Annotated in this window: 14 protein-coding genes; 5 read left to right on the forward strand and 9 right to left on the reverse strand. The window is 51.5% G+C overall.

Features of this window, described 5'->3' with window-relative positions:
- Positions 1-74 precede the first annotated feature (74 nt).
- On the forward strand, positions 75-2,303 hold the full coding sequence (locus Q7T66_RS01145; protein ID WP_304931410.1) for an NADP-dependent isocitrate dehydrogenase: 2,229 nt from the start codon (positions 75-77) through the stop codon (positions 2,301-2,303).
- 299 nt (positions 2,304-2,602) lie between these two features.
- A complete protein-coding gene (locus Q7T66_RS01150; protein ID WP_304931411.1) occupies positions 2,603-2,728 on the forward strand; it encodes a hypothetical protein in 126 nt (41 codons plus the stop codon).
- Between the two features lie 173 nt (positions 2,729-2,901).
- On the opposite strand, the gene Q7T66_RS01155 is transcribed toward Q7T66_RS01150, so the two are convergent.
- The 4 genes from Q7T66_RS01155 to Q7T66_RS01170 form a co-directional block, all read right to left on the reverse strand.
- A complete protein-coding gene (locus Q7T66_RS01155; RefSeq protein WP_304931412.1) occupies positions 2,902-3,129 on the reverse strand; it encodes a Lar family restriction alleviation protein in 228 nt (75 codons plus the stop codon).
- Positions 3,130-3,402: 273 nt separating this feature from the next.
- Entirely contained in the window at positions 3,403-5,247 is a 1,845-nt protein-coding gene (locus Q7T66_RS01160) for a DUF4153 domain-containing protein (RefSeq protein ID WP_304931413.1), read from the reverse strand.
- A gap of 290 nt (positions 5,248-5,537) precedes the next feature.
- The gene (locus Q7T66_RS01165) at positions 5,538-6,023 is read right to left on the reverse strand and encodes an asparaginase domain-containing protein (RefSeq protein WP_304931414.1); all 486 of its coding nucleotides are present in this window, start codon (positions 6,021-6,023) and stop codon (positions 5,538-5,540) included.
- A gap of 165 nt (positions 6,024-6,188) precedes the next feature.
- Entirely contained in the window at positions 6,189-8,747 is a 2,559-nt protein-coding gene (locus Q7T66_RS01170; protein ID WP_304931415.1) for a chemotaxis protein CheW, read from the reverse strand.
- A gap of 413 nt (positions 8,748-9,160) precedes the next feature.
- On the opposite strand from Q7T66_RS01170, the gene Q7T66_RS01175 reads away from it, so the two are divergent.
- Positions 9,161-9,934, forward strand: a complete 774-nt coding sequence (locus tag Q7T66_RS01175) for an L-asparaginase (protein ID WP_304931416.1) — start codon at positions 9,161-9,163, stop codon at positions 9,932-9,934.
- Here the strand turns inward: Q7T66_RS01175 and Q7T66_RS01180 are convergent.
- The 3 genes from Q7T66_RS01180 to Q7T66_RS01190 form a co-directional block, all read right to left on the reverse strand.
- Positions 9,891-10,484, reverse strand: a complete 594-nt coding sequence (locus Q7T66_RS01180) for an MOSC domain-containing protein (RefSeq protein ID WP_304931417.1) — start codon at positions 10,482-10,484, stop codon at positions 9,891-9,893. The genes Q7T66_RS01175 and Q7T66_RS01180 overlap by 44 nt on opposite strands.
- A gap of 46 nt (positions 10,485-10,530) precedes the next feature.
- Entirely contained in the window at positions 10,531-11,511 is a 981-nt protein-coding gene (locus Q7T66_RS01185) for a D-2-hydroxyacid dehydrogenase family protein (RefSeq protein WP_304931418.1), read from the reverse strand.
- Between the two features lie 215 nt (positions 11,512-11,726).
- Complete coding sequence (locus Q7T66_RS01190; protein WP_304931419.1) at positions 11,727-11,993, reverse strand: DUF2061 domain-containing protein; 267 nt, start codon at positions 11,991-11,993, stop codon at positions 11,727-11,729.
- Positions 11,994-12,193: 200 nt separating this feature from the next.
- Between Q7T66_RS01190 and Q7T66_RS01195 the strand changes: the two genes are divergently transcribed.
- On the forward strand, positions 12,194-12,553 hold the full coding sequence (locus Q7T66_RS01195; protein ID WP_304931420.1) for a DUF1428 domain-containing protein: 360 nt from the start codon (positions 12,194-12,196) through the stop codon (positions 12,551-12,553).
- 107 nt (positions 12,554-12,660) lie between these two features.
- Positions 12,661-13,026, forward strand: a complete 366-nt coding sequence (locus Q7T66_RS01200; RefSeq protein ID WP_304931421.1) for a hypothetical protein — start codon at positions 12,661-12,663, stop codon at positions 13,024-13,026.
- A 29-nt stretch (positions 13,027-13,055) separates the two neighbouring features.
- Here the strand turns inward: Q7T66_RS01200 and Q7T66_RS01205 are convergent, their stop codons facing one another.
- Positions 13,056-13,760 (reverse strand): phosphatase PAP2 family protein, encoded by a 705-nt coding sequence (locus Q7T66_RS01205; RefSeq protein ID WP_304931422.1) that lies wholly within the window; start codon positions 13,758-13,760, stop codon positions 13,056-13,058.
- Positions 13,757-14,620 carry an acyl-CoA thioesterase II gene (locus Q7T66_RS01210; protein ID WP_304931423.1) on the reverse strand — a complete coding sequence of 288 codons (864 nt, stop codon included), beginning with the start codon at positions 14,618-14,620 and terminating at the stop codon, positions 13,757-13,759. The genes Q7T66_RS01205 and Q7T66_RS01210 overlap by 4 nt, the downstream gene beginning before the upstream one ends.
- Positions 14,621-14,629 lie beyond the last annotated feature (9 nt).

Genomic DNA, 14,629 nt, shown 5'->3' on the forward strand with positions numbered 1-14,629 from the left:
CAATGTGTCGATCGATAGTAAACTTGCCGGTCGACGCATTGAATTTCCCTTACACCGCCACGTAGCTCAAGACCATGTCCAACAACTCAAAAATCATTTACACACTTACTGACGAAGCGCCTGCGCTGGCGACTTATTCACTGCTGCCTATCGTTGAGGCATTCACCCGCTCATCCGGTATCGCTGTGGAAACCCGTGATATTTCTTTGGCGGCGCGCATCCTTGCGGCCTTCCCTGATTTCCTCGATGAGAAGCAAAAGATTGCACCAGCCTTGGCCGAACTCGGCGAACTGGCGACCACGCCGGAAGCCAATATCATCAAGCTGCCAAACATCAGTGCGTCGATTCCGCAATTGAAAGCAGCGATCAAGGAATTGCAGCAACAAGGTTATAAACTTCCGAACTATCCTGACGATGCGCAGACCGATGCAGAGCGCGATGCTAAGTCGCGTTACGACAAGATCAAGGGCAGTGCGGTCAATCCGGTTCTGCGTGAAGGTAACTCCGATCGTCGCGCACCATTGTCTGTAAAAAATTACGCACGCAAACATCCGCACAAAATGGGCGCTTGGTCTGCCGATTCAAAAACACATGTCGCGCATATGGAGTGTGGCGATTTTTATGGCAGCGAAAAATCCGCGCTGATCGCTGAAGCCGGCAATGTGAAGATTGAACTGACGACTGCCGATGGCAGTAAAACTGTATTGAAAGAAAAGACAGCCGTTCAAGCTGGCGAGATCATCGACGCCGCAGTATTGAGCCGCAATGCATTACGTATCTTCCTCGCAGCGCAAATCGCGGATGCAAAAGCCAAGAACGTTTTGTTCTCGGTGCATCTGAAGGCCACGATGATGAAAGTATCTGACCCGATTATTTTCGGTCAGGTGGTCGCGGTGTATTACGAAGATGTATTAAGCAAATACGCAGATGCGTTGAAAGAGGTTGGCTTCGATCCTAACAACGGCATCGGCGATTTATATGCACGCATCAAAACCTTGCCGGCCGATACACAAGCAAAAATCACCGCAGATATTCAAGCACTGTATGCACGCAGCGCGCCACTGGCGATGGTGAATTCCGACAAGGGCATCACCAATTTGCACGTTCCTAGCGATGTGATCGTCGATGCATCAATGCCTGCGATGATTCGCGATTCCGGCAAGATGTGGAATGCTGTAGGCGAGTTACAAGACACCAAGGCGGTAATTCCTGATCGCTGCTACGCCGGTATTTATCAAGTCGTGATCGACGATTGCAAAAGGAATGGCCCCTTCGATCCAGTCACGATGGGCAGTGTGCCTAACGTCGGCCTGATGGCGCAAGCGGCTGAAGAATACGGTTCGCACGACAAGACATTCCAGATCGCTGCTGATGGCGTAGTCAGCGTTGTCGATGCCAGCGGCAAAGTATTGATCGAGCAAAAAGTCGAAGCTGGCGATCTGTTCCGCATGTGCCAAACCAAAGATGCGCCGGTGCAGGACTGGGTCAAACTCGCAGTCAATCGCGCACGCGCGACCGGCACGCCAGCCGTGTTCTGGCTGGATGCGCAACGCTCGCACGATGCGCAAATCATCGCCAAGGTAAATGTCTATTTAAAAGACCATGACACCGCTGGACTCGATCTGCGTATTTTGTCGCCGGTAGAAGCCATCCGCTTCACGCTGGAACGCATACGCGCAGGCAAGGACACGATCTCGGTCACCGGCAATGTGTTGCGCGACTATTTGACAGATCTGTTCCCGATTCTGGAATTGGGTACCAGCGCGAAGATGTTGTCCATCGTGCCTTTGATGGCTGGTGGCGGCTTGTTCGAAACAGGCGCCGGCGGTTCGGCACCTAAACACGTACAACAGTTTGTCGAAGAAGATTTCCTGCGTTGGGATTCGCTGGGTGAATTCATGGCGCTGGCCGCATCGCTGGAACACCTGGGTCAAGTCAACAAAAACGCCAAGGCTTTGGTATTGGCAAAAGCACTGGATCAGGCGACCGGCAAGTTCCTCGATACCGACAAATCGCCAGCACGCAAAGTCGGCGGCCTGGATAATCGCGGCAGCCACTTTTACCTCGCGCTGTACTGGGCGCAAGCCTTGGCAGAACAAACTGAAGATGCCGCTTTGCAGCAGCACTTCACAGCACCGGCCAAAGCCTTGACCGACAATGAAACCGCCATCGTCGCTGAATTGAAAGCGGCGCAAGGCAAGGCAGTCGATATCGGTGGTTACTACCATCCAGATACGACCAAAACCAGCCAGGCTATGCGCCCTAGCAAAACTCTGAATCAAGTGCTGGACGCAATCGCCTAAGGTAAGAAGCGCCATGCCAAACCCGGGCTAAGCGTTTAGGCTTGGACTAGATTTAGGCAATAAAAAGCCCCATTTTACGGAGACGTGAAATGGGGCTTTTTTCTATTCGGCGGTGCCGCCTGCGACTGGAATCCTGAATTGAAAAGCGAGGCTGCGATTAGAGTTTGCAACAAACTCATCTTTTCCTACAGCAAGATGAGGAGGGCGCTGATACAAGTCTTACAGCGATTTGCCTATTATCCTCATACCGGCCACGCGCCAACCCATAGACTAAAAAAAGCAATATTGGAGTAATCAACATGCGCAAATTACCTACTATCAGTTTGATTTCCGCCGCTGCAGCGCTAAGCTTTTTCTGCGCCAGCATGGTGATGGCAGAAAGCCCTTCAGAAGGCTCGCCAGTAATCGTCGCGGCTTCACGATAAGCGAACTAAAACTTGCGGCTAGACCGCTAATATAAATACACCAAACAAGACCCGATTAAGATTTACCGTTCATTTAGAGATAAGACTCAGCATCCAAGTCTGGGATTGGTTTCCTCAAAACTTAAACAGCCCGATTATTCGGGCTGTTTTTCTTTGCGTGAAGCAATGTGCTGTTAATGATGAGCGGGGATTTGTTGCCGTTTATTCCAAGCCGTAACCGCATCCTGATCGTTTTTGGATTCGGATTTGCTACCGCTGAAATGTGCTGCGTTGTGATTCAATGTGCATGCTTCATTGGTACAGTGCACATAGCTGTAAGGCAATTCGGATTCAAGGTAATGGGCTTCTTTCAGCTCTGCTTCGCTGTTGCAAACTGGGCAAGGTTTTAATTCTGCATCCATTTTTTCCTCCTAAGTGATTGCAATTTGTCTCTCTATTTGATCTCGTTCGATAACTTAGATACTTAAGAGTTCAGCTGAATCCTCCTGATTTGATATTGGCTTTTATTCCTGACAAGTGGCTTACATCTGCACACCGCCTGTTTTAAATTCTAGTACAAAATTCGATGCCAGGTTTTTTATCCCTACAAATTGTCTGTATTTGAAATGATGCATCGTCATCAGGCCCGGCTGCAGCGCATCTTGATACGATGATCAATACGCTAGCGCAGACGGTTAATTTTTCGCATCTGCGCATTTACTCTGGTCAGTTGGCCACGCTTCTACAGATAGCCGTTGGCCGGCGATCTGCACATCCTTGAATGGCGTAGGTAGCAATTGATAACGGCCTTCGGCCAAGGCCTGCGAGACATCCTTGCAATCGAGACTCATGCCATTTATCAAACCCGTAGGCTGCCACTTGCCATCTGTCTGCAAGCTGAAAACGACCGCCTGCCGAAAATTTTCTGCGTTCTTGATCAGGATTTCTGTTTTGTTATCGCCATTTAAATCCATCAAATAGACGTCGCACTTCTTGTCTTGGAACAGCAGACATTGCGGGAAGAGATGGTTCTTTTCAAACGCGCTCCAATCCATTTCTGCAAAGCTCGCTGGCAAGCTTTTACCATCTGGCCATACGGTGATATTCGCCAAGCGCGCAATTTTGTCGGCTACGGGTAAACGATTTTCCCCATCCCATTTATTTTTTCTTTGCAAAGCTTCTTCGGCACGCTTGTTCAACAGTGCGACATCGGGGCCTGTGGTCGTAAGCTTGAATTTCTGCAGCACTTCATTACCGTAACGCGCGCCATCGAAGCGTAGATAGTTGAAATCGAATTTTGCTGCGCTGACCTTGCCACTTTCCAGACGTGCGACTTGATCGTTGACCGACAAACGTGCCGGATCAGCAATCGGCGTGAACAGCGCAAGCAAGGCGCCCAGAATGACGAAAGCCGTCATGACATTGACAGGTGCAATCCGCTCCAGCCACACCTTGCGCTCGACTGCCGCCCAGAAATATCCGCAGGCATAACAACTCGCGACCAACAAACATGCCGCGGCAATAATCCTGTCCGTGGTCCAACCGTATTGCTCCACGCGCAAGGTAAGCGAGTAGATGGCAATCAGCGTCATCGGCAACAAAAGCGCACATGCCACGCGCGCAACGATGCGCAAGAAAGCCGTGACTTGCGTGCCGAGTTGACCACCTTGGAAAGTCGCATTGATCAGCAGCACCAACACTGCCGTTGCGCCCAGCAATACTGATGTTGCGTGACGTGTTGCCCACAAAGGCTCGAGTCCGGCAAAAGGCAAACTCAATAAAAAGCCGCCAACAATCAAGGTCGTGATCGGCAACAACCATGACATCAACACCAGCAGCAAACTGCGTATGCCGCGCACAATGCCGGGACGCACATCGGTAATGTGCAAGGCCGTGGCGAAAGCAAACGTCGTCGCCGTCACGAAGAACCATGGTCGCTGCAGCAAGTCATGCAGGAAAGAGAGTTTGATCAGCATGAACAGGTTCGCACCCAACCATAGGATCAGCCACAGCACGCCGACAAACAGCAAGGCGAACATGATCTGGATGATCAGCTTCCACGCCATTTCAAAATACGATGGATACGTCGCGACCTTGCGACCGTCACGCGCTGCCGCCAACACCAGCGCATGTGCGATGTAAAAACCCACAGGCAGAAAAGTCAGCAGCCAAGCAGAGGCGGAATATTCAGTCTTCACGGTGGCGAACGAGAGCCAATCAAACTGCACATGGCCCGAACGCCACACATCGCAGACTGTGAGAAGCATGCAGATCAACGCAGCACCTATCATCCACTTGGTGATGCGGCGATTATCAAGATGGCCGAGGCCAGAGACAAACAATATCGGCACAAACAGCGCGCACAACACCAGCGGTGCAAACAGATACATGTTCGCGTTGGGCAAGGCAGTGTTTTTGAACAACCAATACAGTGCGTAAAGGATCACGCCCTGAAGCAAACCCGTTGCCAGGCGCAACTTTGCGACGCGGCCGCTTACGATAGCTTTCGGTATGGACTGCTCATCCTCTGCTGTTGCCATGTGCATCGTTGATCTCCCTTGTTCTGTAATCAGTGCTGCGGATCGTCGGCAGAGCGCTGACGATAGTCAGTCTGCATCAATCTTCCTAGGTGAAGCGCACCTATCAATAGAGTGTAACAGTGGCAATTGGCCATGACTGTTGCCAGCTTAACCCAGCCCATCAGAAATCTTCAGACGTCATACAGCAGTAACAATCGCTTGTTACGATGTGTATGTCCTTCTTCATGTATTGGATTTTTTGCCCGTGTGCCGTAAGGCTGCGGGCTTTTTTTTGGGCGACCGAATCGGATTCAGCGTTTTTGAAATACGCCCTTGAGGCGATTTTTCTTCACGTTATTCCACGTGAAAATTTGCGCGTTCATCGCGATGTAGACGCCGTGCGGCAAAGCTTGCGCGATACCGCATGCAAATCCGAAGTTGAATAGCGCATCCGAATTTTTCACTTCATATGGCACCATCGCGCCGGTCAGGATGATGGTCTTAGGCAATTGCGCCGCAGCCAGTACTTCAGCGGTTTCACGCATGGTATCGGTGCCATGCACGACGACAATACTGGTTTCATCCGCACGCAGACACGATGCGGCGATGCGCTGTCTATCGGCATCATGCATATCGAGTGAATCGAGGAAGGGCAATTGCTCCAGCTGAATCGGCACCGTGATGCGTGCACGCTTGATCACATGCGGCAAATGGCCGTGGCCGAAACCAAGCTTGCCTTCGATTTCGTCGTAATGTTTATCGAATGTGCCACCAGTGGCGATGATGCGCAAAGTCATTTTGAATAAGAAACAAGAAATAGTCCAAGTTTGGATATCGCATCATAACGCGAGCGAGGTCGCAATGAAAAGAGCTGCGTACTTATCGCGCGATAAGTACGCAAATAGTGCATAGCTTTTGACAATAGAAACACTCAAATCGTGGTGCTATCGTCACCCTTCAGATCAGGCAGCGATTTTCATTTCTGGATCAATTGGAATTTCTTCATTGTTAAGCACCGCAAACAGGTGATCAACATTGATAGACTGGATCAGCAGACGCCCCTGGTTAGCCTTGATCACTTCTGTCACCAACATGCCCGTACTTGGCGCGGCCAACGGCGTCGGTATGATTTGTGAAGGTTGGAAATCTGGCACGCCATGCAACTCGCTGACCAGCAAACCTATGCTTTGCGTACCGCGTTTGACGATGATGACCTGGCTGCTGCTGTCTATCTCTGATCTGTAGCCGCGCATCAAATGGCCGAGGTCGAATACCCAGACAAAGTGCTTGGCTTCATTCTCATGACGCAAGGCCAAGATGCCGACTCGTTCAGCGCGATTACCCATGGACATCGGTGAAATCTCCGAGGCCGGCAAAGCTTCTTGTGCGTATTCTGCGGCGAGTGCAAACAACGAACCATCGATGAAGAAGGTGGCGAACTCGCGACCGGCCGGTGCAGTTGGATCGATTTCCAGCGCGGTTGCCGCGCTGTTGCCAGTGCTGACCTGTTGCCGCTCTTCTCCAAAGCTGCTGTAGATCACAGCCAACACATCTTCACGATAACCGTCGGAGGTTTTGAACTCGCGATAGCCGTGCGACATCGTGCAACCGAGAATCGCGTAATGACCGTCATGAATCACGATGCGCGATGCGGTGCCGCCGTTTTCCATCTTCAACAATTCAGGATCAATGTCGAGAATGTCACCGACTGGACGTGTCGCATCGGTGCTGGAAATAATTCGGCCGCTGCGATCAACGAACAGCGCGCTGACTTCTTCCTTGTCGCCGAGTGCGCCTTGCAGCATTGCAGAAAATTCAGGCTCTGAATCAAACACAATGCCGATGCCGCCCACAACTTGCGCTGGATTCTCAGGGTGACGAATCGCTGCGTGATAGACATAAGTTGGGCGATCGCCATACAAAGGCGTGTTTTCAAACGGTGTGACGTAGTACTGCTGATCATTCGCCAAGCCGCAGACCTGTTCAAAGGTAGCGTCGTCGATCAATGTGCCGACCACGATCGCACCATCTTGTTTGAGGTCGCTGCTCGAAATAATCGTGCCTGTCGCGTCGTACACAAAAATGCGCGTGTACACGGTGTAGAGCGAGTTGATGTAGTCAAGTATCTCGGTCAAACGCGCGACGGTTTCTGGCGATTTAACCGGCGCAGCAAGTGCAACTTGCAACTCCGGCGTCAATGCCCACCAACGGCAATCGTCGGACCGCTCATACAGATTGCGATCCAGTAAATCAACCATCAAATGCGAGACAAATTCTGAATCGCGCAAGCTGGACGACAACACCGTTTCATACAAATCACGGATGGATTGCGAAAACAATTCATTGCTACGCGCGCCGGTTTCGCTGATCTGTTCGAGGATGGTTTTGAGTTTGAGCAGCTCGCCATTTTGACCAGCGGTCATGACTTGTCCGTTCCAGACTACGCGACGTATGGTTTCTGCCGCGCTCATGATTTCAAATAACGGCGGGCAAAATGATTCGGCATGCGACAACAAACCATCGGCGACGTTTTTATCCAGTGACGTCAATGCATTAGTGGCCATGCCAGTAAAGCCCAGCTCGACCGGGATCATGACTTGGCCTTGCCAACCCGGCGGCCCCATATAGCCTTGATAACCGTCTGCAGAAAATGTCCGCGCAAGATATTCGCGACCGCCGTACACCACTAAACGCGGATCAGCATCGCGATTCACAGGCACCACTGCGCCAACCGGAATCCAGCGCGGATCGGCACTGGCGATCACGCGATTGCTGCCATCGAGCAGCAACATGTTGGAGCGTTCAGCCGGATCACGATGCGAACGGAAAATACTCGCCATCTCTTCTTCAAAATGGAAGCACAAACACAACACGCCAACTACTGCACCAGTTTCCGGATGATGCATGCGGCGTGAATAAATCAGTGCCTCTTCCTTGCCTGGACGTAGATCCGTTTTGCGAAAAGTTTCTACATAGGTTTCGGATGCGAGGGTTTGCTTAAGCAACGGATCGGTGCTGCCTTCCAGCGGAGTTGCTTCATCGATTTGTACGAGAACGTTGCCAGCGTCATCCAGCAAAATGATTTCGTCATAGACTGTGTATTTGTTGCGGTAAGCGCGCAAGCGCGCGCGGATCATGTCGCGGTTCTCGTGCAGGCCAGCGACAAAGGTGCAGAGTTCACGATCAGTGGCGAGGAAGCCAACATCCGCCGTGCGTTCAAACAAATTGCGCACGACGATATCGATTACGTACTGCGCCTTGGTGCCAATCTCTTCCAGCACATTGGAAACTTTTTCACGCACCAGACTAGAAACGAGCTCCTGCTCCAGACGATTGAAACCAGCGCGGGTCGCGGCCATGGTCGGCAAAATTGCCTTCGCTTCCAGCGGGCAGTTCATCTTGGCGGACGCTTCGATCATGCGCCACATCAGATTCAGTTCACGCAAGGATTCTTCGCAGCGACTGACGTCGCGCATGTACGGGAGGAAGGTGTCGATTTGCAGTGCGGAATGGTCACTCATTTGAAGCTCCCTGGTCTGTAATTTTTCGATGCCACTCCACAGCAGCACTCGAGCGAGACTTGATACTCGACTTGATCACCTAATTAATGCACATAGGCAATAAGCAAATTACAGACCAGCAAAACTTCCTTGTACTTTTGTAACTTTCATTGCTGCGTCGGCACTGCTGAACGGCTCGCTATTACACGGGATACTCACGCACACCGGGGCTTTAACCTTTGCAGACCGGCGCAAGAATGCTGAATGGGCAGTGCGCTTGTCACGTTGATCCTCTCTGCATAATTTGTTACTTTCCATTTAACATTCCTGCGTCATTTCAAAGCGCTTTAGACAAAACTGCCCGCTGACTGTGCAGCGTAAAGCCGTTACACTATCGCCGGTCTACTCCATTTATAAATCGTATCGTTTTAGCTATGAAACCCATCGCCCCCGGAACCGTCATTTTCCATCGCCATCGTGGTTATGGTGTGATCACGGCTGTCAATCTGATGACGGGATGGATTTCTGCACGCTTCGGTAATGAAATGCGTACGCTGGATTTGAATTTATCGACCGACGAAGTGCAGCACGCAGATGGTGAACCGATTTTGTTCCGCCGCACGCCACCCGATCCGATGCCGCATGCGCGCTTGATGGCAATGGTGCGCGAATTGCATAGAGCTGGTTATCAACGATTGTATTTATATAGCTGGCCGAAACCATCCGGCCTGCACTGGCGCTGGCATTTGTTCACCGGCCCGCGCAACTGGATGGAAAGGCCATGGCGCGAAGGCTGGTACGGCTCCGGTGCTGAATACAACTGCAATCCGGTGATGGGTTGGGGCGATACGCCGGGCGAAACTGCAGAAGAATTAGCCAGCACATTGGCGCAGTTCGATCCAGCCGGTATGGCGCAAGCACTTGGTCGCGATGAAGATCACGCGGCGTGGTTCGACATGGTGTGTGATGCACTGCTGCCGGATTACACCTTCTCGCTAGGTTGGGATAAACAAGATGGCCGCATCCCCGATGCGCTGCCGGTGATTCCGGTTCGACGCGGCCTGCCTGAATATGCCGGTCCGCCTTTGCCATGGCCACCGGGATGGGCGAAGTTGTGGGGAAGTGCGCATCTGGCGAGTACGACTGCGACTATCTTGCCGAAAACTAGAAAAGATCCTGCTGGGGACCGTTCCGATACTGTTCGTTAATAGCCTGGATGGTTTGTTGACGCGAGCCGGCGATCAGCGTGATGGCGTCACCGGCACTGATGTTTCCTTCTTTTAAAACCCGCAAGAAAAATCCCGTAGCGCCGCTCTGCAGCATCGCCTTGCTGGCGTGACTAAAGCCCATGCGCACATTGAACTTGAAGCAGGGCACGCGCGGTTCTGTCACTTGAAAAATGGCGCCGCCAATGTGCAGTTGATCACCAACCCACACTTCATCTTCCAACAAGCCACTGATCGTCAAATTTTCGCCCATCGCACCGGGCGATAAAGGCACATCACGTTTCAATACAGCCAGACGTTGTGCTGACCAAAACGCATAGTGTTCAAACGGATAGGCATAGACCGCTTTGTTGATGCCGCCATTTGCGGCGAGATCGGCTTGCTCATCGCCGAGCAAACCCAGTCTTGTTACTCGCACTGATGCGGCGACTGGTTTCTTGTCAAATGCGGTGGGCACACGACGTGGTGCTTCGCCGTCTTCCGTCACGAATAAATTACCGATGGTCGCTACGTTGATGCTGAGAATTTTCATAGTCGACTTTTCAAGCGCACATTCCGTATTCAATACGTGCCTCAATTCAGGACGATATTTGCAATACGTTCTTCGGCGTGCCGTTGGCGTAATCGAGGATGTTTTGAAATGCGCTGCGGAAGTAAATCTCGTAGCTATCTTTTTCTACATAGCCGAGATGCGGTGAAGCCAAGACGTTTTCCATTTTCAGCAATGGCGAAGTCGGTGCTAATGGTTCGCTCTCATACACATCCAACGCTGCAAAACCGGGACGACCCTGCTGCAAAGCAGTCTGCAATGTATCTGTCGCTACCAGTTCAGCGCGACTGGTATTGACGAAGAGTGCGGACGGTTTCATCTGCCCCAGATCTTCTGCAGTCACGATGCCGCGCGTTGCATCGTTCAAGCGCAAATGCAAAGAAATGACGTCAGCCATACTGAAAAATTCTTCCTTCGATGCTGCCGCCTGATAACCGTCTTGCACTGCCGCTGCCCGACTTGCATCACGACCCCACACCAGCACGTGCATGCCGAACGCCTTGCCGTAAGCCGCCACCATACGACCGATGCGGCCGTAGCCGAAGATACCCAGCGTGCGCCCTTTTAATACTGTACCGAGCGTGTTCCGTGTTGGCGAGGTGGATGCAATTTGCCACAAGCCGTCTTTTAAATTGCTGACGTATTGCGGCAACTTGCGTGTTGCTGCCATGATCAGCGCCCACGTCAATTCTGCCGGTGCAGTTGCATCGCCGATACCTTCGGTGATCACGATATTGCGTGCGGCGGCGGCAGCCAGATCAATATGGCCGCTGACCTTGCCGGTTTGCGCGATCAGTTTTAACTTGGATAATTTTTCCAGCAGCAGACGCGACAGTGCCGTGCGTTCGCGTATCAATACCAGCGCATCGAAATCGGCAAGACGTATCGCCAACTGACCTACACCGCGCGCGCCATTGGTGAAGACCTTGACCTCGTGATCAGCCAACATAGCGAAGCAATCAAGCTGGCGTACACAATCCTGATAGTCATCAAGAATCGCGATTTTCATGAACAAACTCCGCAAGGCATTAAAGGATGATTTGCGCCTTGGCGGCGCAAAGAAAGAATGTCGCATTATCCGATAGCTTGTGAAAACGCGTGCGGACTTACTTTGAATAAAAATTCGGATCGGACGATAGCTACATATCAAAAAGCCGCTGAACAATCAGCGGCTTTTTTATCCAGCTTATGCAATTTCCAATAACGTTGGGCTGTGTAAAATTCTCAAGCCGTTTGCAACGGTTTAACGTCAACAGGATTTGCTTTGTTGTTTGCAGCAACAGCTTTTGCATTCGCTTTACGCGCTTCAACTTTTGCGCGAATACGCTCCCACATTTTGTCATGCAAAGGCAACAAGGTCACATTGACGATAGGTTCAAGCACCGCGGCCACGCCACCTAGCGCGACTGAGCCGGTGAAGACATACATGATGCCGAACGCCACGCCCATATGCATGGTGATTTGACTGGTGGTTTTTGCTGCGGTGACCATGATGTGTCCTTTTCTTAATAGCTATGTCTGAAGCCTTGAAGCAAAGAATAATCATTCTCATTTAATTGAGCAATTTGATTAAATTGAAGAAAGTAATAGCCTTCAACTATTAATAAAAATGTTCTCAAGTCAGCGTGTTAGCGAACTGCCTCGCCGCCCAGAAGTCGAACCCAAACCGCTAACCACCCAAGGAGAACCACATGGCTTACGTAGACGGTTTTGTTGTCCCTGTACCGAAAAGCAATCTTGAGGAATACAAAGAGTTCGCTCACAAGTTTGGTGTGATCTGGAAGGAATATGGCGCGCTTGAATATCGCGAATGCGTGGCGGATGACGTCAAGCCTGGCAAGCTCACATCCTTTCCCCAAAGTGTAGATTTGAAGGATGATGAAACGGTTATTTTTTCATGGATCGTCTATCGTTCGCGCGAGCACCGCGATGAAGTTAACGACAAAGTGATGAAAGATCCACGTGTCGCCGATATGTCTCCAGACAAGATGCCTTTTGATGCAAAGCGAATGATATTCGGAGGTTTTGAAATGGTAATCGACTTGAAGTAACGTATTTTGACTGCTTGAAAAGAACCATTGGCTGTGTACAGGTTTTCTGACTGGCAAGGTGGCTTCGCGTAAAATCGGGGTTTGCTTCACATTCCCGGACTTTCCCCTTGCGTCACCACATCATCTCTGTCGTTGTCCTGCCTTTTCGTTTGGTGAAGAAATCCGCATACGGCGTATGGTCGCTACAAAACCGTGAGCGTGTGCGCTTGTGGGATGAGATGACGCAGATGCGTGGGCTGCTACCGTTGTTGATGAAACAACGTAACGGTTATCGCTGGAGCGAGCTGGACCGCAAACGCATCAAGGTGCATTTACACAGGCTGGTGGAACTGAGTCCTTACATGGTGCTGTTTGTCGCACCGGGCGGATTCTTGGTATTGCCGGTATTGGCTTGGTGGCTAGACAGACGTCATTTACGGCAGGATGAAGAAGCGGCTGCGGCCAAAGCCCGTGCCGAAGAAATCCCATCTTGAGCGTTGGCAATTGCACACATGCGCTAACTTTATAGCGCCGGATTTTTCCCGCGTTGCACCGCATGCAAGACGACGTCGATCACAAAACACGTGACCCACACCAGCCACAAACTCCACAAGTTGTGCGACAGAAAATGCGCGCCGCGCGCCATTTGCACCAGACTCATCACGATGCCAAACGCCATGCCGATTGCCAGCACCCAGCGCGCAAGTTGGTGATTACTCTCTCTCAACGCAAAGTAGCCCGCGATGATCGCGAAGCCGCCGGACGCGTGCCCACCCGGCCAGCAACGACCCGGACCAGTCACGTGATTGACGGTTTCGAACAAGGGAAACCAGAGTGCCTGTCCACCGAAAGTAATGATATCCCACGGGCAGGAATGCACGCTCGCGCCTTTCAGCGTCTGCACCACAAAGGCGGCAACACCGGCCATCACGACAAACACGGTCAGCAGACGACGCCACGGTTTGAGTATCGCGATCCAATTGCTGACTATCGCCAAACCTATACAAAGCACCCACGCCCACACCGTAATTGCCTTGAGGACGGTGTGTCCCCAGAAATCCAAAGCGTGTGAAATGCGTAAAGGAAATTGCTGCGTGGCGTTATCGAAAAACAGATTCGCTACCGCAAAATCCAGCGTGCCATTACGCGAGATCCATGTGAACAACAAACCTGTCAGCACTAATCCGACCAAGTTGATCAAGGCAAAACGGCGATACGGTTTTGTCACTTTTTAGTTTCCCGCAAACGTATCAAACCTTCTTGCGTCGCACTCGCTATCAACACACCGTCGCGGTTATAGATGTGCGCAAAGCACAGTCCGCGACCGCCGGATGCATTCGGGCTTTCCATCGAGAACAGTAACCAGTCATCCATGCGCAAAGGTCTGTGAAACCAGATCGAATGATCAAGGCTGGCAATCTGCAAACGCGGATCATCCATCCGTATCCCGTGCGGTTGCAAGGCAGTCCACAAGAATCCGTAATCCGATACGTAGGCGAAAAACGCATCATGCATCAATGGATCGTCATCCAGCTTCAGCGGCGCACGCACCCACACTTTGCGCGTAGCTGAATCAACCTGACCACCGAACAAATTGTCATCACGATTAGTACGGAAATCCACAGGCACAGGCTGGAACTCACGACCCGTAGCAATGCCGCGCTCTTGCCATACCTTAAGGCTGGACGGCAGAGCATCAGGATCACTCATGGGCGGCGCAGGTTTTTGATGCGACAGACCTTCTTCTTCAACCTGGAACGATGCCGACATGACAAAGATGCGTCGTCCTTCTTGCGTACCAACTACACGTCGCGTGCTGAAGGTACCTCCATCGCGCACGCGTTCCACTTCATATTCCACCGGCAATTGATGATTACCCGGCAGCAGAAACATCGCGTGCATGGAATGCGGCCGTCGATCCGGCACAGTGAGGCCAGCGGCGTACAACGATTGGCCTAGAGTCTGGCCGCCAAAAATATTTGGACTGCCCATAAAATGACTTTGACCGACGAATTGATTCGGCGCGATCTGCTCTACTTTCAGCAGACGAATAATTTCTTCAGTGTTGTAGAGCGAGTTATCCAGCATGATCGGAAC

This window comes from Herminiimonas sp., from assembly GCF_030655415.1.